Source organism: Streptomyces sp. NPDC059866 (assembly GCF_042731325.1).
In the GTDB taxonomy this organism is placed as follows: domain Bacteria; phylum Actinomycetota; class Actinomycetes; order Streptomycetales; family Streptomycetaceae; genus Streptomyces; species Streptomyces flavusporus.
Genome location: NZ_JBHWJT010000006.1, coordinates 25,808 through 45,440 on the forward strand (window position 1 = coordinate 25,808; position 19,633 = coordinate 45,440).

Annotated in this window: 17 protein-coding genes; 9 read left to right on the top strand and 8 right to left on the bottom strand. The window is 69.9% G+C overall.

Annotation, left to right across the window (positions count from 1 at the left end; all coding sequences use genetic code 11):
• Nucleotides 1–51: 51 nt before the first annotated feature.
• Nucleotides 52–1,449, bottom strand: coding sequence for a peptidoglycan recognition protein (locus tag ACFV7R_RS10600; protein ID WP_385262205.1), 1,398 nt, complete (start codon nucleotides 1,447–1,449; stop codon nucleotides 52–54).
• A 112-nt stretch (nucleotides 1,450–1,561) separates the two neighbouring features.
• Between ACFV7R_RS10600 and ACFV7R_RS10605 the strand changes: the two genes are divergently transcribed.
• The 4 genes from ACFV7R_RS10605 (at nucleotide 1,562) to ACFV7R_RS10620 (ending at nucleotide 7,515) form a co-directional block, all read left to right on the top strand.
• Nucleotides 1,562–2,317, top strand: coding sequence for a TIGR03089 family protein (locus tag ACFV7R_RS10605; protein ID WP_385262206.1), 756 nt, complete (start codon nucleotides 1,562–1,564; stop codon nucleotides 2,315–2,317).
• A gap of 242 nt (nucleotides 2,318–2,559) precedes the next feature.
• Nucleotides 2,560–3,816: an LCP family protein gene (locus ACFV7R_RS10610; RefSeq protein WP_385262207.1), complete on the top strand. Its 1,257-nt coding sequence runs from the start codon at nucleotides 2,560–2,562 to the stop codon at nucleotides 3,814–3,816.
• A gap of 248 nt (nucleotides 3,817–4,064) precedes the next feature.
• Nucleotides 4,065–5,798: an LCP family protein gene (locus ACFV7R_RS10615; protein ID WP_385262209.1), complete on the top strand. Its 1,734-nt coding sequence runs from the start codon at nucleotides 4,065–4,067 to the stop codon at nucleotides 5,796–5,798.
• Between the two features lie 139 nt (nucleotides 5,799–5,937).
• On the top strand, nucleotides 5,938–7,515 hold the full coding sequence (locus ACFV7R_RS10620; protein ID WP_385262211.1) for an LCP family protein: 1,578 nt from the start codon (nucleotides 5,938–5,940) through the stop codon (nucleotides 7,513–7,515).
• 56 nt (nucleotides 7,516–7,571) lie between these two features.
• Here ACFV7R_RS10620 and ACFV7R_RS10625 read toward each other — a convergent pair whose 3' ends face one another.
• Complete coding sequence (locus tag ACFV7R_RS10625; protein WP_385262212.1) at nucleotides 7,572–8,606, bottom strand: glycosyltransferase family 2 protein; 1,035 nt, start codon at nucleotides 8,604–8,606, stop codon at nucleotides 7,572–7,574.
• Nucleotides 8,607–8,740: 134 nt separating this feature from the next.
• On the opposite strand from ACFV7R_RS10625, the gene ACFV7R_RS10630 reads away from it, so the two are divergent.
• Entirely contained in the window at nucleotides 8,741–10,207 is a 1,467-nt protein-coding gene (locus ACFV7R_RS10630) for an LCP family protein (RefSeq protein WP_385262215.1), read from the top strand.
• Between the two features lie 7 nt (nucleotides 10,208–10,214).
• On the opposite strand, the gene ACFV7R_RS10635 is transcribed toward ACFV7R_RS10630, so the two are convergent.
• Complete coding sequence (locus tag ACFV7R_RS10635) at nucleotides 10,215–10,781, bottom strand: acyl-CoA thioesterase (RefSeq protein WP_385262216.1); 567 nt, start codon at nucleotides 10,779–10,781, stop codon at nucleotides 10,215–10,217.
• 119 nt (nucleotides 10,782–10,900) lie between these two features.
• Here ACFV7R_RS10635 and ACFV7R_RS10640 point away from each other — a divergent pair, with 119 nt between their 5' ends.
• Both ACFV7R_RS10640 and ACFV7R_RS10645 read left to right on the top strand, forming a co-directional pair.
• Nucleotides 10,901–12,175, top strand: coding sequence for an LCP family protein (locus ACFV7R_RS10640; RefSeq protein ID WP_385262218.1), 1,275 nt, complete (start codon nucleotides 10,901–10,903; stop codon nucleotides 12,173–12,175).
• Nucleotides 12,168–12,791 (top strand): HAD family hydrolase, encoded by a 624-nt coding sequence (locus ACFV7R_RS10645; protein ID WP_385262219.1) that lies wholly within the window; start codon nucleotides 12,168–12,170, stop codon nucleotides 12,789–12,791. The genes ACFV7R_RS10640 and ACFV7R_RS10645 overlap by 8 nt, the downstream gene beginning before the upstream one ends.
• 44 nt (nucleotides 12,792–12,835) lie before the next feature.
• Here the strand turns inward: ACFV7R_RS10645 and ACFV7R_RS10650 are convergent, their stop codons facing one another.
• Together ACFV7R_RS10650 and ACFV7R_RS10655 are read right to left on the bottom strand one after the other, a co-directional pair.
• A complete protein-coding gene (locus tag ACFV7R_RS10650; protein WP_385262220.1) occupies nucleotides 12,836–13,192 on the bottom strand; it encodes a four-helix bundle copper-binding protein in 357 nt (118 codons plus the stop codon).
• Between the two features lie 182 nt (nucleotides 13,193–13,374).
• Nucleotides 13,375–14,532 carry an acyl-CoA dehydrogenase gene (locus ACFV7R_RS10655; protein ID WP_385262222.1) on the bottom strand — a complete coding sequence of 386 codons (1,158 nt, stop codon included), beginning with the start codon at nucleotides 14,530–14,532 and terminating at the stop codon, nucleotides 13,375–13,377.
• Nucleotides 14,533–14,721: 189 nt separating this feature from the next.
• Here ACFV7R_RS10655 and ACFV7R_RS10660 point away from each other — a divergent pair, with 189 nt between their 5' ends.
• Both ACFV7R_RS10660 and ACFV7R_RS10665 read left to right on the top strand, forming a co-directional pair.
• A complete protein-coding gene (locus ACFV7R_RS10660; protein WP_385262223.1) occupies nucleotides 14,722–16,065 on the top strand; it encodes a UDP-glucose dehydrogenase family protein in 1,344 nt (447 codons plus the stop codon).
• A gap of 164 nt (nucleotides 16,066–16,229) precedes the next feature.
• Nucleotides 16,230–16,622, top strand: coding sequence for a VOC family protein (locus ACFV7R_RS10665; protein ID WP_385262226.1), 393 nt, complete (start codon nucleotides 16,230–16,232; stop codon nucleotides 16,620–16,622).
• 12 nt (nucleotides 16,623–16,634) lie between these two features.
• Here ACFV7R_RS10665 and ACFV7R_RS10670 read toward each other — a convergent pair whose 3' ends face one another.
• Genes ACFV7R_RS10670 through ACFV7R_RS10680 form a run of 3 tightly spaced genes read right to left on the bottom strand, consistent with a single transcriptional unit; the run spans nucleotide 16,635 to nucleotide 19,489 of the window.
• Nucleotides 16,635–17,813 (bottom strand): dipeptidase, encoded by a 1,179-nt coding sequence (locus tag ACFV7R_RS10670; RefSeq protein ID WP_385262228.1) that lies wholly within the window; start codon nucleotides 17,811–17,813, stop codon nucleotides 16,635–16,637.
• Nucleotides 17,814–17,828: 15 nt separating this feature from the next.
• Nucleotides 17,829–18,353, bottom strand: coding sequence for a 5-(carboxyamino)imidazole ribonucleotide mutase (gene purE, locus ACFV7R_RS10675; protein WP_385262230.1), 525 nt, complete (start codon nucleotides 18,351–18,353; stop codon nucleotides 17,829–17,831).
• Complete coding sequence (locus ACFV7R_RS10680; RefSeq protein ID WP_385262233.1) at nucleotides 18,350–19,489, bottom strand: 5-(carboxyamino)imidazole ribonucleotide synthase; 1,140 nt, start codon at nucleotides 19,487–19,489, stop codon at nucleotides 18,350–18,352. Before ACFV7R_RS10680 ends, purE begins: the two co-directional genes overlap by 4 nt.
• Between the last annotated feature and the right edge of the window lie 144 nt (nucleotides 19,490–19,633).

Genomic DNA, 19,633 nt, shown 5'->3' on the forward strand with positions numbered 1-19,633 from the left:
GTATGCAGACCGTTGTCCGGCTCCTTCGACGGCCGTCGGTGTCGTGCGGCCTCAGGACCGCCCCTGGAAGCGCGCCGCCTGTGAGCGGATCGAGCCGAGCTTGCCGTAGAGGAGTCCTCCTGGGCAGTCCGTGAGGAAACCGTCCCGGTGACCGGAGATCACGTTCAGTCGTACGTTCTTGCCCTTTGCGTAGAGATTGCCACCGGCGGACTTCAGGTATGTCTTGCCGCTGGGATTGCCTCCGTGCAGGCCCAGCTTCCAGGAGGCCAGCTGACTGACGGCCGTCACCGTGTTGGCGGAGGGCCTGGTGGTGTTGAACGAGCCGATGACGGCGATCCCCGCGCTGTCGCTGTTGAAACCGAGGGTGTGGGCGCCCATGACCGGGTTGGCCACGCCGCCGGCGCGTCCCTCGTAGATGTTTCCGCACTTGTCTACGAGGAAGTTGTAGCCGATGTCCCGCCAGCCGTTGCTCACGACGTGGTAGCGGTAGATACCGCGGATGACGGACGGGGCCTGCGCGCAGGTGTAGTTGTTGCCGGTCGCCGTGTGGTGCACGAACGCGGCCTTGACCCGCTTCGTGTAGAGGAACGCCTTCTCCCGCAGCGACTCGTCCGCGCCCCAGCCGCGGCGGGTGACGATGGGCGGGCGCGGGCCGATGTACGGATTGGCCCGCTGCTCTTCGGTCAGCCCGGCGGCGTGCAGGGTGAGCAGTTCGTGCTGTGTCTGCGCCTGGTCCAGTGCCGGGATCTCGGCGGCGCCGAGCGGGGCGAGGTCGGAGTTGGGGGCGGATGCGTCGGCCGTGTCCGGGCTCAGCGGTTCGGTCACGGGAGGGTCGGCGGGGGCGCCGCCGGCGGGGGCCTCGGCGGTGGATTCGGAGCCCGGGTCGACGAGTTCGAGGCGGAGGCCGGAGGGGAGGGGCGCCGGGGCGGTCCCGGCGGGCTCGTCGGCCGGCCGCACGCGGACCTCCACTCCGTCCGACTCGCCCACCCACAACGGTGCGGTGGCTCCGCGCACGCGGCCGGAGGTGCGTTCGTCCGAGCCCTGGTCGGGTGCGTGGTCGGCGTTGTGGGTCTCGACGTCCTGCCAGCCGGACCAGGCTCCGGTGGCTGTGGCACGGGTGCGGACCTGGACGCTGCCGTGCAGTTCGGTGTCGGGGTCGTCCCAGATGACGCCGACGAGCGAGAAGGGCCGTACGTCCCGCGGGGTCAGGCCCTGTGCGGAGCCGAGGGTGCGGTCGTCGGCGAGGGGGGCGAGGGGCAGCGACTGGGTGCTGCCGGGGATACCGGGATCGGCGGCTCGCGCGGGCTCGGCGCCCGGTCCAGCGGCCGGCCCTGATATCTCGGTCGCCGTCGTCGTCGTGGTCAGGGTCATCGGGAGGGCGAGTGCGGCGGCGCAGGTGACGCCTATCGAGGAAGCGAGGAGTTTGCGCATGCCCCCGATCTTGGACATATCCATATGAATCTGTCCATTGGGGAATTGACGCGCCGTCGGGCCCCGTTCGCCCGAACCGGTGAGCCCCGCCGCTCGATGCACAGGCGGCCGCCCGCGTACGCTTGCGCGAGTGAACGCCACCGATCGCACCCCTGCCGACCTGCTGCGTTCCGCGCTCGCCGCGGATCCCGCGCGCCCCCTGGTGACCTTCTACGACGACGCCACGGGCGAACGTGTCGAATTGTCCGTGGCCACCTTCGCCAATTGGGTGGCCAAGACCGCCAACCTCCTCCAGGACGGGATGTCCGCCGAGCCCGGTGACCGGGTCGCACTGCTGCTGCCCGCGCACTGGCAGACGGCGGTGTGGCTGCTGGCGTGTTCGTCGGTGGGCGTCCTCGCGGACATGGACGGCGATCCGGCGCGGGCCGACTTCGTGGTGGCCGGGCCCGGTCGGTTCGAGGACGGGCTGGCATGCGGCGGGGAGCGGTACGCGCTGTCGCTGGCACCGCTGGGGCGCCGCTTTCCGGTGCCGCCGGAGGGATACGCCGACTACGCCGTGGACGTGCCGAGTCACGGTGACCGTTTCGCGCCGTACGCGCCGGTCGACCCGGAGGCGCCCGCGCTGATCGTCGCCGGGGCGCAGTACACGGGAGCCGAGGTGGTGGAGCGGGCGCTGACCGACGCGCCCGGGCTGGATCTGACGGGGCCCGGTTCGCGGATCCTGTCCGCACTGCCGTACGACACCTGGGAGGGCCTCAGCGCCGGGCTCTACGCACCGCTCGCCACCGGCGGCTCCGTGGTGCTCTGCCGTCACCTGACGGAGCTGGGCGAGGAGGCCCTGGCCAAGCGGATCGAAAGCGAACGAGTCACGGCGACGGCCCGCTGAGCGCTCCGCCGGACGTCCGGTACGCCTCCTGCGGGTGCGTCGCGGCTGGTCGCGCCCACGGTGGAGGAGAACCCGAGAGGCCCGCAAGCGCACCGCCACCACCCGCGCCGCCCCCGCCCCCATCACCCATTCGGCCCTCCCCCGCCCGCGTCCCCCTCCCGTCCGCGCCATGGTCGTAAGAGCAGCACGACATGCACGACTCGCTCGTACACGCTCGTACGCCATGAGGGGTGGATCCAGACGTGACGGACACCGCAGGCACGCCATCCGGAGGTCCGGACGACGACACGCCGGCGGCGGGCGGCGACAGAGCCCGGGGGCCGGAGGCCGGGGCGTCCGCATCCGGGACCGGGCTCATACGCAGGCGACGGCACCGATGGGCGCGGTACGGGTCCGTCGGGATCGCCCTCCTCGCCATCGGGGCCGTCGCCGCCGGAGGGGCGCTCTACGCCAAGCTGAACAGGAACATCACCCCCGACGAGGCCGCCGCCGCGGAGCTCGCGCGGTACGAGAAGGAGCGGCCCACCGCCCTGGTGCACGGCGCGCAGAACATACTGCTGATCGGGTCGGACTCCCGGTCGGGCGACAACCGGCGTTACGGGCGCGACCTCGGGACCGAGCGGTCGGACACCACGATCCTGCTGCATCTGTCAGCCGGGCGACGCAGCGCCACCGCCGTTTCGATACCCCGCGACCTGATGGTCGGCATACCCAGCTGCCGGCGGTCGGACGGCAGCCGCACCGAACCCACGTTCGCGATGTTCAACTACGCCTTCGAAAAGGGCGGTTCGGCCTGCACGATCCGAACGGTCGAGAAGCTGACGGACATTCGAGTCGACCACCACGCCGTCATCGACTTCAGCGGCTTCAAGAAGATGGTCGACGCCGTCGACGGTGTGCAGATCTGCCTGGTCCAGCCGATCCGGGACAAGGCCGCCAAGCTGCAGTTGCCCGCCGGCCGCGTGACGCTCAACGGCGAACAGGCCCTCGGCTACGTCCGCGCCCGCAAGTCCCTCGGCGACGGCAGCGACACCGACCGGATGGAGCGTCAGCAGCGATTCCTCGCGGCACTGGTGAAGAAGGTGCGCAGCAACGACGTACTGCTCAACCCGGTGAAGCTCTATCCCCTGCTGAACGCGGCCACATCCGCACTCACCACGGACCCGGGACTGGCGAGTCTGCGCGGTCTGTACGACCTCGTGCGCGGAGTACGCGACATCCCCACCGAAAATGTGCAGTTTCTGACGGTTCCGCGGGAGTCGTATGCACACAACTCCAATCGCGACCAACTGGTGGAGCCCGCTGCGGAGCAACTCTTCGAGCGACTGCGATCCGACGCTCCGGTCGATGTCGCCCGAAACTTCGCGCGGGATTACGGCGAGAACACCCAGGGCAACGCCGATACGGAGTCGAACGGTTACAGCCCGTATGCCGATTCCGAGGTTTCCCCGGCCCCCACCTTCAGCGGGGGTACAGCCGATGAGGACCACTGTCGGTAAAGCACTCACCAAGCCGACGAACTTTCGTTCCGGGAAATGGGCGGATTGCCCAGTTGTAGGGACGTGGAATTTGTCACCGTCGTCGCTTGACGCTGAACTGGGCGGATAGTGTGAGCGCTTCGGTGCACCCGACTCCCGGCCACGAAGTCCTTTTCCGGGGGACGCGCACTGTGTACGAGGTTTGTACGAGACCGAGCGCCTCGAAGGGGGAAGGCGCCGCGTGGCCCCGACGGAGGATTCAGACAACCGTGGACGCGCAAGGCCGTGGGCGGGCGGACAACATCGATCCCGCAGACCAGTGGGTGCTCAATCCGAACACCGGCGAATACGAACTGCGACTGGGCCCTTCCGCACCGCAGTCGACGGTTCCCGGACCTCGCAGATCCGCCCCCCGCGGCGGCACACCGCGCGGCCGTACGGCGACACCCGGCCGCCCGCCGCAGGACGCACCGAGCCGTGAGATCCCGCCGCAGCGCAGGCGCCGCAGCGCGCCCGCCGAGCCACCGCCGGGACGGCGCGGGCGGCGGCCGGCGCAGAAGGCGTCCAAGGCGAAGAAGGTCGTGCTGTGGACCGGCGGCGCGATGGCGTTCGTGCTGGTCGCCGCGGCGGGCGCCGGGTACCTCTACATCCAGCACCTCAACGACAACATCTCGTCGGTCGCGGACGACGGGGCGAGCACCGGTGGCTTCCAGAAGGACAAGGCCATCAACATCCTGCTGATCGGCACGGACAAGCGCACCGGCGCGGGCAACGAGTCCTACGGCGACGCGGGCAGCCCCGGACACGCGGACACCACGATCCTGCTGCACGTCTCCAAGGACCGCTCCAACGCGACCGCGCTCAGCATCCCCCGCGACCTGATCGTGGACATCCCGGACTGCCCGACGACGCAGGAGGACGGCACCAAGGAGGTCATCCCGGGCTCGCAGGGCGTCCGCTTCAACACCAGCCTCGGTCAGAGCGGCCGTACGCCCAGCTGCACCATGCGTACGGTGACCGAGCTGACCGGGATCACGCCGGACAACTTCATGGTCGCCGACTTCAACGCGGTGAAGACGCTGACCACGGCGGTCGGCGGCGTCACGGTGTGCCTGGCCAAGGACATCAACGACCCCGACTCCAAGCTCAACCTGCCGGTCGGCGAACACGAGATCGAGGGCGAGGAGGCGCTCGCCTTCGTCCGCACCCGGCACTCCGTCGGCACCGGCGGCGACCTGAGCCGGATCAACCTGCAGCAGCAGTTCCTGAGCGCGTTGATGCGCAAGCTGAAGTCGAACGACACGCTCACCAACCCCTCGAAGATGGTGAAGCTGGCCGAGGCGGGCACCGAGGCGCTGACCGTCGACTCCCAGCTGGACAGCATCGGCAAGCTGAAGGACCTCGGTCTGGAGCTGGGCAAGCTCGACACCAAGAACCTGACGTTCACGACCGTGCCGGTGGTGGACAATCCGGCCGAAACGGTCAAGGCGACGGTCGTGCCCCATCCGACGCAGGCCTCCGAGGTCTTCGAGGCGATCCAGAACGACGTCTCCTTCACCGAGGTCAAGCAGCAGAAGGCCAAGGAGAAGGCCGCGGTGGCCGCCCGGCTGAAGGGCACCAAGGCCGACCCCTCCGAGGTGCGGGTGCAGATCCTGAACGCCGGTGCCCCCGACGGCAGCGCCCAGGAAACCCTCAACTGGCTGCAGCTCGAGGAGGGCGTCACCAAGTCCGAGAACGCCGGCAACGCGGACGCCGAACTGAGCAAGACCACCCTGGAGTACGCGCCCGACCAGGCGGACCAGGCACGCAGGCTGGCCGACATCATGGGTCTTTCGGGGTCCGCGATGAAGCCCGGCGAGAGCGTCACCAACGCCCAGGGCCTGCCCACGATGACGCTGACACTGGGCAAGGACTTCAAGGATGCGGGCGTCTCCCTCACCGCTCCGACGAAGGCGCCGGACGTCGACAAGTCCACGGCGGACAAGGTCGTGTGCGCCGCGTAGTGAATTGGGGGGTAACCCAACGGGTCCGTCGTGCGTCTGACTTGTCGCGGGGCGGACCCGTGTTCGTATGCAGGGGTGGGAGGGCAGCCAGTTGGCGCGAAGCGGTGTGCGCGGGGACGTGCCGGCGGTGGAGGACACGATGTCCCTCGCACCGCGGTCCGGGAGCGGTACGGACGCGGCCGAGGCCGGCGGAAGGCACGGTGGCGGGGGGCGTCGCCGCACCGGACGGCCGCCCCGCAGACGGCGGGTGCTGCGCTGGTCGGCCACGGTCCTGGCGGTGGTGATACTCGGCACCGCGACTGCGGGCTATCTCTACTACCGGCACCTGAACGGCAACATCGAGAAAGGCCAGCGCAGCAGCGGCGACTCGAAGGCGCAGAAGACGGCGCCCAACGCGGCCGGGCAGACGCCGCTGAACATCCTGCTGATCGGCTCCGACAGCCGTAACTCCGACGAGAACGTGGCGCTGGGTGGCAGCAGGGACAACCGCGGCAACCCCCCGCTGGGCGACGTGCAGATGCTCATCCACCTGTCCGCGGACCGCAAGAGCGCCGCGGTGGTGACCATCCCGCGCGACACCCGGGTCGACATCCCCAAGTGCACGGACCCGGAGACCGGCAAGACCTATCCGGCGACCAACGACATCATCAACACGTCGCTGGCCCGCGGCGGAGCCGGTTGCACGCTGGCCACCTGGCAGAACCTCACCGGTGTCTACATCGACCACTGGATGACGATCGACTTCGCGGGCGTCGTGAGCATGGCGGACGCCATCGGCGGGGTCGAGGTCTGTGTGAACCAGAACGTGTATGACCGCGGCGGCTCCGGCCTGAAGATGAAGGCCGGCACGAAGAAGGTCAAGGGCAAGCAGGCGCTCCAGTGGCTGCGCACGCGCCATGCCTGGGGCAGTGACCTCCTGCGGGCCAGGGCCCAGCACATGTACATGAACTCGATGATCCGCACGCTGAAGGATCAGAACGTCTTCACCGACACGGGCCGGCTGATGGACCTGGCCGAGGCGGCCACGAACTCGCTGACGGTCTCCGAGGAGATCGGTTCGGTCAAGAAGCTGTACGACCTGGGCATGCAGCTCAAGACGGTGCCGACGAACCGCATCACCATGACGACGATGCCGAACGTCCCGGACCCGCTGGACGCCAACCACGTGGTGCCGGCCGGCGCCGACGCCGAGAAGGTGTGGGCGATGCTCCGCGACGACGTGGCCTTCGACAAGAACGGCAAGGCGACGGGCTCGAAGAAGACGGCGGGCACGGAGAAGGCGTCCAGCGACCCCGCGGCGGACGACGCCGAGATCGGCGTCCTGGTGCAGAACGCCACCCGGTCCGACGCCGAGGGCGCGGTCGACGGACGCGCGAGCGAGCTGGCCGGGCTGCTGGTGGAGAAGGGCTTCACAAGGGCGGCGGCGGACTTGACGGGCGGCCTCTCCGAGGAGAAGACCGTCATCCGCTACCCGAGCGCGGAACTCGAGGGCGACGCCCAGCGGATCGCCAAGTCACTGGGAATTCCGCTGAGTTCGGTGAAGAGGTCGACCGACGTCTCCGGGGTCACCCTCGTCGTGGGCGCCGACTGGCGCACCGGCACCAGCTACCCGAAGAAGTCGGCCCCCAAGGCCGGCGACATCCCCGAGTCCGCCGACGCGATCAACGGCTCGGACAGCGGCCAGTGCATGGACGTGTACGAGCCGTACCGCTGGTAGCGGCCTGTCCGGTGAGGGGCGTGCCACAGGCGGTACGCCCCTCGGCCGTCACGCCGTCACGCCGTCGCGGAGTCCCGGACCGCCGGACGCCGGGAGGCGATGACCTTCCTCGCCAGCGACTTGGGGCTGGTGAGGAAGCCGAAGCCCCAGGACATGTGCATGGTGGCGAGGGCCACGGGGATCTGGAGGCGGGCCTTCAGAGGCAGGCCCTTGCCGGCCGGGACGGAGCCCAGGGCGATCGCCGCGAGATAGCCGCCGGGGATCACCAGGGCCCACGGGGTCAAGGCGGCACCGGCGACCAGGCCCGCGGCTATCGCGCACACCGCGGTCGGCGGGGCGAGGTAGCGCAGGTTGATGGAGCCGGAGTGGTAGCGGGCGACGACGTGCCGCCAACGGCCGTAGTCCTTGTACTGCTTGGCCAGCGCCCGCACGCTCGGCCGCGGCCGGTACGACACCTTCAGCTCCGGCGAGAACCAGATCAGGCCGCCCGCCTCACGGATGCGGAAGTTCAGCTCCCAGTCCTGGGCGCGGATGAACTCCTCGTTGTATCCGCCCTGCTGCTCCAGCGCCTCGCGCCGGAAGACGCCGAGGTAGACCGTCTCGGCGGGACCGGCCTCCCCGCCCGTGTGGAAGGCCGCGTTGCCGACGCCGATCCGTGAGGTCATGGCCGCCGCGACCGCGTGCTCCCAGTCGTTCTCGCCCTCGGCGTGCATGATGCCGCCGACATTCTGCGCGCCGGTCTCCTGAAGGAGCCGTACCGCGGTCGCGATGTAGTTCGGCGAGAGCATGCCGTGGCCGTCGACGCGGACCACGATCGGATGCCGAGAAGCCTTGATCGCGGCGTTGAGGGCCGCGGGCGTACGGCCCGTCGGGTTGGGGACCGTGTGCACGCGAGGGTCCTCACGGACCAGCTCGGCGGCGATCTCGTCCGTGCGGTCCGTGGACGGACCGAGGGCGATCACGACCTCCATCTCGCCGGCGTACTCCTGGGCGAGGATCGCGTGGACGGCGCCGCGCAGATGCCGCTCCTCGTTGAGGACGGGCATGATGACGGACACGGCGGGAAGCTGCACGTCGGGATTGGCGTTCATAGGGGCCTCACGTTACCGCGAACGGGGGACAGCGAGCCGCCCCGCCCGGGTCGGTGCACCGGGCCACAGATCGTATGGGCCTACGGTGCTCATGATCCCATTTACGCCGCTCCCGCTTCAGCGGAGGTGCCCCCATGCCCGCAACGCCGCCTCGTCCGTACCCGGTCCGGCCGCAGCGCCGGCCGGAGTCGCGCCGCGCCGTGCGGCCGCCCGTACGACGGAGGAAGCCGCGTTGGGCCATGCGGGCGGTGACCACGCTGTCCGTGGTGATCCTCGCCTCGGCCGGGATCGGGCACGCGGTGGTCTCGAGCCTGGACGCGGACCTCGCCCGGGTCGATCCCTTCAAGGACATGAAGAACCGGCCTCGGGCCGGTCACGGCATGAACGTGCTGGTGGTCGGCACCGACGGCCGGGACAAGATCTCCGAGGCCGAGCGGCGCCGGTACCGGCTCGGCGGGGCCCCCTGCCACTGCACCGACACGATCATGATCGTGCACATCTCGGAGGACCGGGAGCGGGCCAGCGTGGTGAGTCTGCCGCGGGACTCCTACGCCGAGGTGCCCGCGCACACCGACCGCACCACCGGTGAGCGGCACAAGGCGCATCCAATCAAGCTGAACGCGGCGTACGCGGAGGGCGGGCCGCAGCTGACCGTGCGCACGGTCGAGCACATGACCCGGGTGAAGATCGACCACTACCTGGAGGTCGACTTCACCAGCTTCATGAAGACGGTGGACGTGCTCGGCGGCGTGAAGATCTGCACCGCCCGGCCGCTGAAGGACACCCACACCGGCCTGAACCTGCGGGCCGGGAACCACAGGCTGACCGGCGGGCGGGCCCTGCAGTACGTACGCGCCCGGTATGTCGACGGGGCGTCCGACCTCGGGCGGATGCAACGGCAGCAGCGCTTCCTGGCCGCGCTGATCGACCGGGCGACCTCCTCCGGGGTGCTGCTGAACCCGATGAAGTTCCGCGACGTGACCCGCGCGGTGCTGGGCTCGGTGCGGGCGGACAAGGAGTTCGGCGCGCACGAACTGCTCGACCTCGGACGGGCGATGCGGAACTTCTCCCCCTCGTCGTCCGAGTTCACGACCGTCCCGATCGGGCAGATGGGGTACGCCGTGAAAGGCATCGGTTCGACGCTGAAGTGGGACCCGGTCAAGTCCCGGCGGCTCTTCCAGGCGCTGCGCGACGACAAGCCACTGGCCGCCGGGCGCCCGAAGGACCCGGCGGTGCAGGTGGACGTGGCCCCGCAGCAGATCCGCGTCCAGGTGGAGAACGGCACGCGGACGGCCGGGCTGGGCCAACGCGTCGACACGGCGCTGGCGCGGGCCGGCTTCCTCACGACGCGGCAGCCGAAGAACGCGAGGAATCAGTCGGTCGCGCGGACCGTCATCTCCTACGACCCCCGGTGGGACCGTTCCGCCAAGTCGCTCGCGGCGGCCCTGCCCGGGAGCCGACTGCGGGCGGTCAAAGGGCAGGGGCCAACGCTCAAGGTGATCGTCGGGACGGACTTCCGGGAGGTACGGAAGGTCAGGGGGGCGGACGTCCGGCAGGGCGAGGCCGGGGTGGTGCGGGGGGACGAGGTGCGGTGCTCGTAGGGCCGCGTCAGTCCTCGAAGCCCTCGGCCGCGCGCTTCTCCCGCAGCTCCATGATGGCCCGGCGGCGGGCCAGGCGGTGGGTGCGGCGGATCTGGGCCTCCTGGTAGCGGCGCTTGTCCTTTTCCGTCTCCGGGATCACCGGCGGGACCGGGCGGGGCTTGCCGTCGGCGTCGACCGCGGCGAAGACGAGGTAGGCCGAGCCGACCTGGGTGGGCGGGGCGGACTCGTTCCAGCGTTCGGCCAGGACCCGTACCCCCACCTCCATCGAGGTACGGCCGGTCCAGTTGACCTGCGCCTTCACATGGACCAGGTCGCCCACGCGGACCGGCTCCAGAAACGCCATCTCGTCCATGGAGGCCGTGACGGCGGGACCGCCGCTGTGCCGGCCGGCCACCGCTCCGGCCGCGTCGTCGACCAGCTTCATGATCACCCCGCCGTGCACCGTGCCCAGAAGGTTGGTGTCGTTGTGGGTCATGATGTGGCTGAGGGTGGTCCGGGAAGCGGAGGTGCGCCTGCCCGGTATGTCCGGAGTGCTGGGTGTCTCCTGCTCCGGGGCGCTGGCCTGGTCTGTCATGGCCTCCACCTTATGCCGAAGCGACTTCCGGTGATTTTGTGTCGGCTTCGCAACAGCCGCGCTGTGATTTTCCGCCGACTCTTGTAACGCACACAGCCTCGACCTGCAGACTGGGGCGCATGAATGATTGGTCCCAGGGATGGTCCGACGACAACCGCGGCACCCGGTACGGGCGCGGCAGCACAGGCGCACAGCCTGAAGGCGCCCGTGTGATGCGCCAGGTGCGGCGCGGCCCGGCGGCACCGCCCGGCGGGGGCCAGGCACCGCCGTACGGCGTTCCGCAGCAGCCGTCGTACGTCGACGGACAGGGATACGACGCGTACGACAGCGGTTACAACACCGGCCAGGTCTACGGCGGCCACGGCCCCGGCGGGCCCGGCGACGGTGCGGGCATGTACGAGCCGCGCCCCGCGCCGAACTGGCGGCGCCAGATCAAGGTGACGTCGATCACCGTGGTGACCGTGCTCGTCGTGACGCTCGTCGGCACGTACTTCTGGGCCGACTCCAAGCTCAACCGCGACGTCGACCTGTCGAAGGTCATCGACCGGCCGGAGAAGGGCGAGGGCACCAACTACCTCATCGTCGGCTCCGACAGCCGTGCGGGCATGTCCGCCGAGGACAAGAAGAGGCTGCACACCGGGTCCTCGGAGGGCAAGCGCACGGACTCGATGATGATCCTGCACACCGGTGACAACGGGCCGACGCTGATCTCGCTGCCGCGCGACTCGGACGTGGAGATACCGACGTTCGTCGGCTCCGAGTCCGGCAAGACGTACCAGGGCACGGGCCGGCATGTGAAGCTGAACGCCGCGTACGCCGAGGACGGGCCGGAGCTGCTGGTCCGCACCGTCGAGGCCAACACCGGCCTGCACATCGACCACTACGTCGAGATCGGCTTCGCCGGCTTCGCGAACATCGTGGACGCGGTCGGCGGCGTGGAGATCGAGATCCCCAAGGGCGGCATGAAGGACACGAAGTCCGGTGCCGACTTCGAGGCGGGCAAGCAGACCCTCAACGGCGAGCAGGCCCTCGCCTTCGTCCGCACCCGGTACGCGCTGGCCGGCTCCGACCTGGACCGGACGAAGAACCAGCAGAAGTTCCTCTCGGCCCTCGCCAACCAGGTGGCCACCCCGGGCACGGTCCTCAACCCCTTCAAGCTGTACCCGACCATGGGCGCGGGCCTGGACTCCCTCATCGTCGACAAGGACATGGGCCTGTTCGACCTGGCCGACATGTTCTGGGCGATGAAGGGCGTCAGCGGCGGGGACGGCAAGTCCATGAACATGCCGATCTCCGGCTCGTCCGGCGGCAACCTCGTCTGGGACGAGGCCAAGGTGAAGACGCTCGTCGAGCAGCTGAACAACGACGAGAAGGTCACGGTGTCGGGTGACTGACGCCGGGGGCAGACGGCCCTTCGACGTGGTGCTCTGTGACGTCGACAACGTGATCCGGTTCTACGACCCCTCCCGGCTGACCACCCTGGAGCGGGCGGCGGGGCTGGCCGAGGGCACCACGATGAAGGTGGCGTTCGCGCCCGAGACCGATCTGCCGCTGATGCTGGGGCGGATCACCCCGCAGGAGTGGGTCCACTCGATCGTCGCGGGCCTCGCCGGGCTGGTGCCCGAGCCCGTCGCCCACGAGTTGGGCAACGCCCTTGCGGACGCGCCGTTCCACGCCGACGAGACGGTGGTGGCGCTGCTGCGCCGGGCGCGGGAGCACGTCCCGCTCGTCCTGCTCAGCAACGCCTCGGTGGCCCTGGAGGCCGATCTCGCGTCCCTCGGTCTGTCCGGCCTCGCCGACGACATCGTCAGCAGCGCCTGCGTCGGCCTCGCCAAACCGGACCCACGCACCTTCCGGCTGGCGGCCGAGCGGGCGGGCGCCGCGCTCGACCGGTGCCTCTTCGTGGACGACATGCCGGAGAACGTGACGGCCGCGGCCGCGCTGGGCATGCAGACGGTCCACTTCCGCGCACCGGCCGACCTGGAACGGGCGCTCGCGCCGCTGTTCTGAGGCCCGCCGCCAAGGGCCGCAGAGCCCTTGGCGGCGGCCGGGTTTCACATCGTGGCGCCCGCCATCACGCGGCACGTCTCGGCACTGCGGCGACACGCCTCGGCGCACCGCATCATCTGCGGGTCGTCCGGCATGGACATACACGCCTCGGCACACATGTCGCACGCCTTGGCACACATGGCGCACATGTCTGCCGACATCGGCGAGCGGCGCATCATCATGTCCGCACACATACGGGTCGTCTCGGCGCAGTCCATGAGCGCCCGCATGACCTGCATCTGAGCCTGGCCGCCCATCTGCATGACGGAGTTCATGGTCTCCTCGCAGATGCTGTGGCTGGACATGCACGCGTCGACGCAGTCCTGCATCTGCTTACTCATCGCGGGCATGGTTCCGGTCATGGCTCCTCCTGGGGTGAGTGGAGTCCGGGTCGGACCCCGCGCCCTTCCGTGGTACGCCTTGCCGACGCACCGCGCCATCCGGCGGACGCCCACAATCCACCACGAATGCCATGCCGCCAAAGCGACAAAAGCCCCCGGATCTGTTCCGGGGGCTTGTCGACGTACGCCGAGATGCCGAATGACTACGGCAGGTTCCGCGCCATCACAATCCGCTGAACCTGGTTCGTACCCTCGTATATCTGCGTGATCTTCGCGTCGCGCATCATGCGCTCCACCGGATAGTCACGCGTGTACCCGTAGCCGCCGAGCAGCTGGACCGCGTCCGTCGTGACCTCCATCGCCACGTCGGAGGCGAAGCACTTGGCGGCGGCGCCCTGGTAGGTGAGGTCGGCGTCGCCGCGCTCGGAGGCGGCGGCGGCCTGGTAGGTCAGGGCGCGGGCGGCCGAGACCTTCATCGCCATGTCGGCGAGCATGAACTGGATGCCCTGGAAGTCGGCGATCGGCTTGCCGAACTGCTTGCGCTCCTGGACGTAGCCCTTGGCGTAGTCGAGGGCGCCCTGGGCGATACCGAGGGCCTGGGCGGCGATGGTGATGCGGGTGTGGTCGAGGGTCTTCATCGCCGTCGCGAAGCCGGTGCCCTCCTCGCCGATCATGCGGTCCGCGGGGATGCGGACGTTGTCGAGGTAGACCTCGCGGGTCGGGGAGCCCTTGATGCCGAGCTTCTTCTCGGGGGCGCCGAAGGAGACGCCCTCGTCGGACTTCTCGACGACGAACGCCGAGATGCCCTTGGAGCGCTTGGACGGGTCCGTGACCGCCATGACGGTGTAGTACTCGCTCACGCCCGCGTTGGTGATCCAGCGCTTCACGCCGTTGAGGACGTAGTGGTCGCCGTCGCGGACCGCCTTCGTCTTCATGCCGGCGGCGTCGGAGCCGGCGTCCGGCTCGGAGAGGCAGTACGAGAACATCGCGTCGCCCTTGGCGAGCGAGCTCATGTACTTCTTCTTCAGCTCCTCGGAGCCGGAGAGGATCACGGGCAGGGAGCCGAGCTTGTTCACGGCGGGGATGAGGGAGGAGCTCGCGCAGACGCGGGCCACCTCCTCGATGACTATCACCGTGGCCAGCGCGTCAGCGCCTGCGCCGCCGTACTCCTCGGGGACGTGCACGGCGTGCAGGTCGTTCGCGACCAGGGCGTCGAGCGCCTCCTGCGGGAAGCGGGCCTCCTCGTCCACCGCGGCGGCGAACGGCGCGATCTTCGCCTCGGCCAGCGAGCGGACGGCGTCACGGAGCATGTCGTGCTCCTCGGACGGGCGGTACAGGTCGAAGTCAGCCGATCCGGCCAAGGTCTCTCACGCTCCAAAACGCTGCGATGGTGGCGCTAACTACCGTTAAGTAACCCAAATTTTATGGGGTCGCCCACTCGAGTGATACGTGAGCTTGGCGACAGCAGGGAAGTTGCCCGGTGAAGCGCGTTCTCATGCCCCGGCTATGCTCGGGCGCGCACCGCCCTGCCGTAGACCTCTGGAGCACCCATGGCCCTCAAGATCACCGTGATCGGTACCGGTTATCTCGGCGCCACGCACGCCGCGGCCATGGCCGAACTCGGCTTCGAGGTGCTCGGCCTGGACGTCGTGCCCGAGAAGATCGAGATGCTCCGGCGCGGTGAGGTCCCGATGTACGAGCCGGGTCTCGAGGAACTGCTGCGCAAGCACGTCGTCGGGATCGAGGGGTCCAGCGGGCGGCTGCGGTTCACCACGGACTACGCGGAGGTCGCCGCGTTCGGCGATGTGCACTTCGTGTGTGTGAACACTCCGCAGAAGCACGGCGAGTACGCCTGCGACATGTCGTACGTCGACTCCGCGTTCGCCTCTCTCGCCCCGCATCTGACCGGCCCGGCCCTGGTCGTCGGCAAGTCGACCGTGCCCGTGGGCTCCGCCGACCGCCTCGCCGCCTACCTCGCCGAGCACGCGCCGGCCGGTGCGGACGCCGAGCTGGCCTGGAACCCGGAGTTCCTGCGCGAGGGCTTCGCCGTGCAGGACACGCTGCGCCCGGACCGGATCGTGGTCGGCGTGGTCAGCGACCGGGCCGAGAAGCTGCTGCGGGAGGTGTACGCCACGCCGGTCGCCGAGGGCTCGCCCTTCGTCGTCACCGACTTCCCGACCGCCGAGCTGGTGAAGACCTCCGCGAACTCCTTCCTCGCCACGAAGATCTCGTTCATCAACGCCATGGCGGAGGTGTGCGAGGCCGCCGGTGGCGATGTCGCCAAGCTCGCCGAGGCGATCGGGTACGACGACCGGATCGGGAAGAAGTTCCTGCGGGCCGGGATCGGCTTCGGCGGCGGCTGTCTGCCGAAGGACATCCGGGCGTTCATGGCGCGGGCCGGTGAGCTGGGCGCCGACCAGGCGCTGACGTTCCTGCGCGAGATCGACTCGATCAACATGCGCCAGCGTGGCCAGATGGTGGAGCTGGCCCGGCAGGCGCTGGGCGGCGGCCCCTTCCTGGGCAAGCGGGTCGCGGTGCTCGGCGCGACGTTCAAGCCGGACTCCGACGACGTACGGGACTCGCCCGCGCTCAATGTGGCCGGGCAGATCCATCTGCAGGGCGGGCAGGTGACGGTGTACGACCCGAAGGGCATGGACAACGCCCGCCGGATCTTCCCGACACTGGGCTACGCCGACTCCGCGCAGGAGGCGGTGCGCGGCGCGGACGTCGTACTGCACCTGACGGAGTGGCAGGAGTTCCGCGAGCTGGACCCGGCGGCGCTGGGCGAGGCCGTCAAGGCCCGCCTGATCCTGGACGGCCGCAATGCCCTCGACCCGGAGCTGTGGCGGCGGGCCGGCTGGACGTACCGGGCGATGGGCCGCCCGACCGCGTAGCGCACGACGCCGGTTCGGCCGAGGCTCAGTCGGCCGAACCGGCGTCTTCCCGCATTCTGCACCACGCGCGGGTGCCGCACGTCCGCTTCTCCGGGTACGGTTGGCGCCCGCCAGGCGGGGCACCCGTTCTGTCGCTGCGCCCGTCGAGCCCGGAGGTGAGTTCCATGGCGCCCGTGGCACGCCTGCGTAACGTCGTCCTCGACTGCCCCGACCCGCGCGCACTCGCCCGCTTCTACGCCGAGATCATCGGCGGCACCCCCGAGGACGAGGATCACGACTGGGTGGTGCTCCAGGTCCCCGGCGGTCCGCGGCTCGCCTTCCAGCGGTCGGAGGGCCACACCCCGCCGGAGTGGCCGCGCGCCGACCGGAACGCGCAGCAGTTCCACCTCGATCTCGACGCCGGGTCCACCTGGGAGCAGGTCGACCTGGCCGAGAAGCGGGTGCTGGGGCTGGGCGCCCGCCTCCTGGACGCGGAGGACTACGAGACCAAGGACTTCCGGGTGTACGCCGATCCGGCGGGGCATCCGTTCTGCCTCTGCCGGATCGAGCACCCGTAGGAGCCGTCGGTCCTATCCGTCCAGGTCCTCCAGCGTGGCGTTCGACGGGGAGCGTCTCGCCTTGAGCTCTCGTGCCACGTCCTCCGCCGCGCCCAGCACCCGTACCGCGTTCTGCCAGGTCAGCTTGGCCAGGTCGGACTTCGACCAGCCGCGGTCGAGGAGCTCGGCGATGAGGTTCGGGTAGCCGGAGACGTCGCTGAGGCCGTCGGGGGTGAAGGCCGTGCCGTCGTAGTCGCCGCCGATGCCGAGGTGGTCGATGCCGGCGACCTCGCGCATGTGGTCCAGGTGGTCGGCGACGGTGGCCACCGTGGCGACCGGGCGCGGATTGCGTTCCTCGAAGGCGTGGTGGACCTTCATCGCCTCGGCGGTGGTGTCGAGGTGGTGGAAGCCGTGCGCGCGCATGTTGTCGTCCGCCGCGGCCGTCCAGTCGACGGCGGCCTGGAGCACGAACTTCGGTACGAAGGTCACCATGGCCATGCCGCCGTTGCCGGGCAGCCGTTCGAGCACGTCGTCGGGGATGTTGCGCGGGTGGTCGCACACCGCGCGCGAGGAGGAGTGGGAGAAGATGACCGGCGCCAGGGAGGCGTCCAGCGCGTCCCGCATGGTCGTCGCCGCCACGTGCGAGAGGTCGACGAGCATGCCCTCGCGGTTCATCTCCCGCACCACCGCCCGGCCGAAGGCCGACAGGCCGCCGACGCCCGGCTTGTCCGTCGCCGAGTCCGCCCACGCCACGTTGTCGTTGTGCGTGAGGGTCAGGTAGCGGACGCCGAGTGCGTACAACTGCCGCAGTGTGCCGAGGGAGTTGGCGATGGAGTGGCCGCCCTCCGCACCCATGAGCGAGGCGATACGCCCTTCCGCGCGCGCCGCCTCCATGTCCGCGGCCGTCAGCGCGGGCGCCAGGTCGCGCGGGTAGCGGGCGAGCAACTGCCGTACGCAGTCGATCTGTTCCAGCGTCGTGGGCACCGGGTCGGGCAGGTCCGAGCGGACGTACACCGACCAGTACTGCGCGCCGACCCCGCCCGCGCGCAGCCGCGGGATGTCGGTGTGCAGGTGGGCGCCCTGGGGGACGGCGATGTCCCGGGCGTCGAGGTCGTAGCGGACCTGCTCACGCAGCGCCCAGGGCAGGTCGTTGTGCCCGTCGACCACCGGGAACTCGCGCAGCAGTTCCCGGGCTTCGTCCAGCGCGGTCATCGCCGTACCCTCCCGTCAGTTGCCGAAGCCGAAGCCGTTGCCCGCACCCTCGACCTTGGCGCGCAGACGCTTGCCCTTCTCGGTGGCCTGGTCGTTCAGCTCCTGCTGGAACTCCCGCATACGGGTGAGGAGTTCGTCGTCGTGGGCGGCGAGGATACGGGCCGCGAGCAGGCCGGCGTTGCGGGCACCGGCGACGGAGACGGTCGCGACCGGGACACCGGCCGGCATCTGCACGATGGACAGCAGCGAGTCCATGCCGTCGAGGTACTTCAGCGGCACGGGGACGCCGATGACCGGCAGCGGGGTGACCGAGGCGAGCATGCCGGGCAGATGGGCGGCGCCGCCCGCGCCCGCGATGATCACCTTCAGTCCGCGGTCGGCGGCCTGCTCGCCGTACGTGACCATCTCGCGCGGCATCCGGTGCGCGGAGACGACGTCGACCTCGTAGTCGATCTCGAACTCGTCGAGGGCCTTGGCGGCGGCCTCCATGACGGGCCAGTCGGAGTCCGACCCCATGACGATGCCAACGACTGGGCTCATTCGGTGATCGTGCCTCTCAGGTATCCGGCAGCGTGACGGGCGCGCTCCAGCGCGTCGTCCAGGTCGTCGCCGTAGGTGTTGACGTGGCCGACCTTGCGGCCGGGCTTCACGTCCTTGCCGTACATGTGGATCTTCAGCTGGGGGTCGCGGGCCATGCAGTGCAGGTACGCGGAGTACATGTCGGGGTAGTCGCCGCCGAGGACGTTGACCATGACCGTCCACCTGGCGCGCGGGCGCGGGTCGCCGAGCGGGAGGTCGAGGACGGCCCGGACGTGGTTGGCGAACTGGGAGGTGATCGCGCCGTCCTGGGTCCAGTGGCCCGAGTTGTGCGGGCGCATCGCCAGTTCGTTGACGAGGATGCGGCCGTCGCGGGTCTGGAACAGCTCGACGGCGAGGTGGCCGACGACGTCCAGCTCCTTGGCGATGCGCAGGGCGAGCTCCTCCGCCTGCAGGGCGAGGGTCTCGTCGAGGTCGGGGGCCGGGGCGATGACCGTGTCGCAGACGCCGTCCACCTGGCGGGACTCGACCACGGGGTACGCGACCGCCTGACCGTGCGGGGAACGGACGACGTTCGCCGCGAGCTCCCGCACGAAGTCGACCTTCTCCTCGGCGAGCACCGGCACACCCGCCTTGAAGGGGGCCTCGGCCTCCTCGACGGAGTCGACCACCCACACGCCCTTGCCGTCGTAGCCGCCGCGAACGGTCTTGAGGACGACGGGAAAGCCGTCGCCCTCCCCCGCGAACGAAGCGACGTCCTGCGGGTCGCTCACGATGCGGTGCCGTGGGCAGGGCACGCCGATCGCGTCGAGCCTGGCGCGCATCACACCCTTGTCCTGGGCGTGCTGGAGCGCGTCCGGGCCGGGGCGCACGGGGATGCCGTCCGCCTCCAGGGCCCGGAGGTGCTCGGTGGGTACGTGCTCGTGATCGAAGGTGATCACGTCACAACCGCGTGCGAAGGCGCGCAGCGTGTCGAGGTCGCGATAGTCGCCGATGACGACTTCGCTCACGACCTGCGCCGCGGAATCCTGAGGGGTGTCACTGAGGAGCTTGAACCTGATGCCCAACGGGATGCCCGCCTCGTGTGTCATACGAGCGAGCTGACCCCCGCCGACCATGCCGACTACCGGGAATGTCACGCCCCCAGGGTATCGGCCGCGCCAGGTCGGCCGGATTCCGCCTCTTTCCGCACCGGTTCCCGGCCGGTTCCGGCTTCTCTCGTCGCGGTGAGCTCTTCCACAAGCGATCACAGAATGGCGGTGGTTAGCATGGTTGGGCTGACG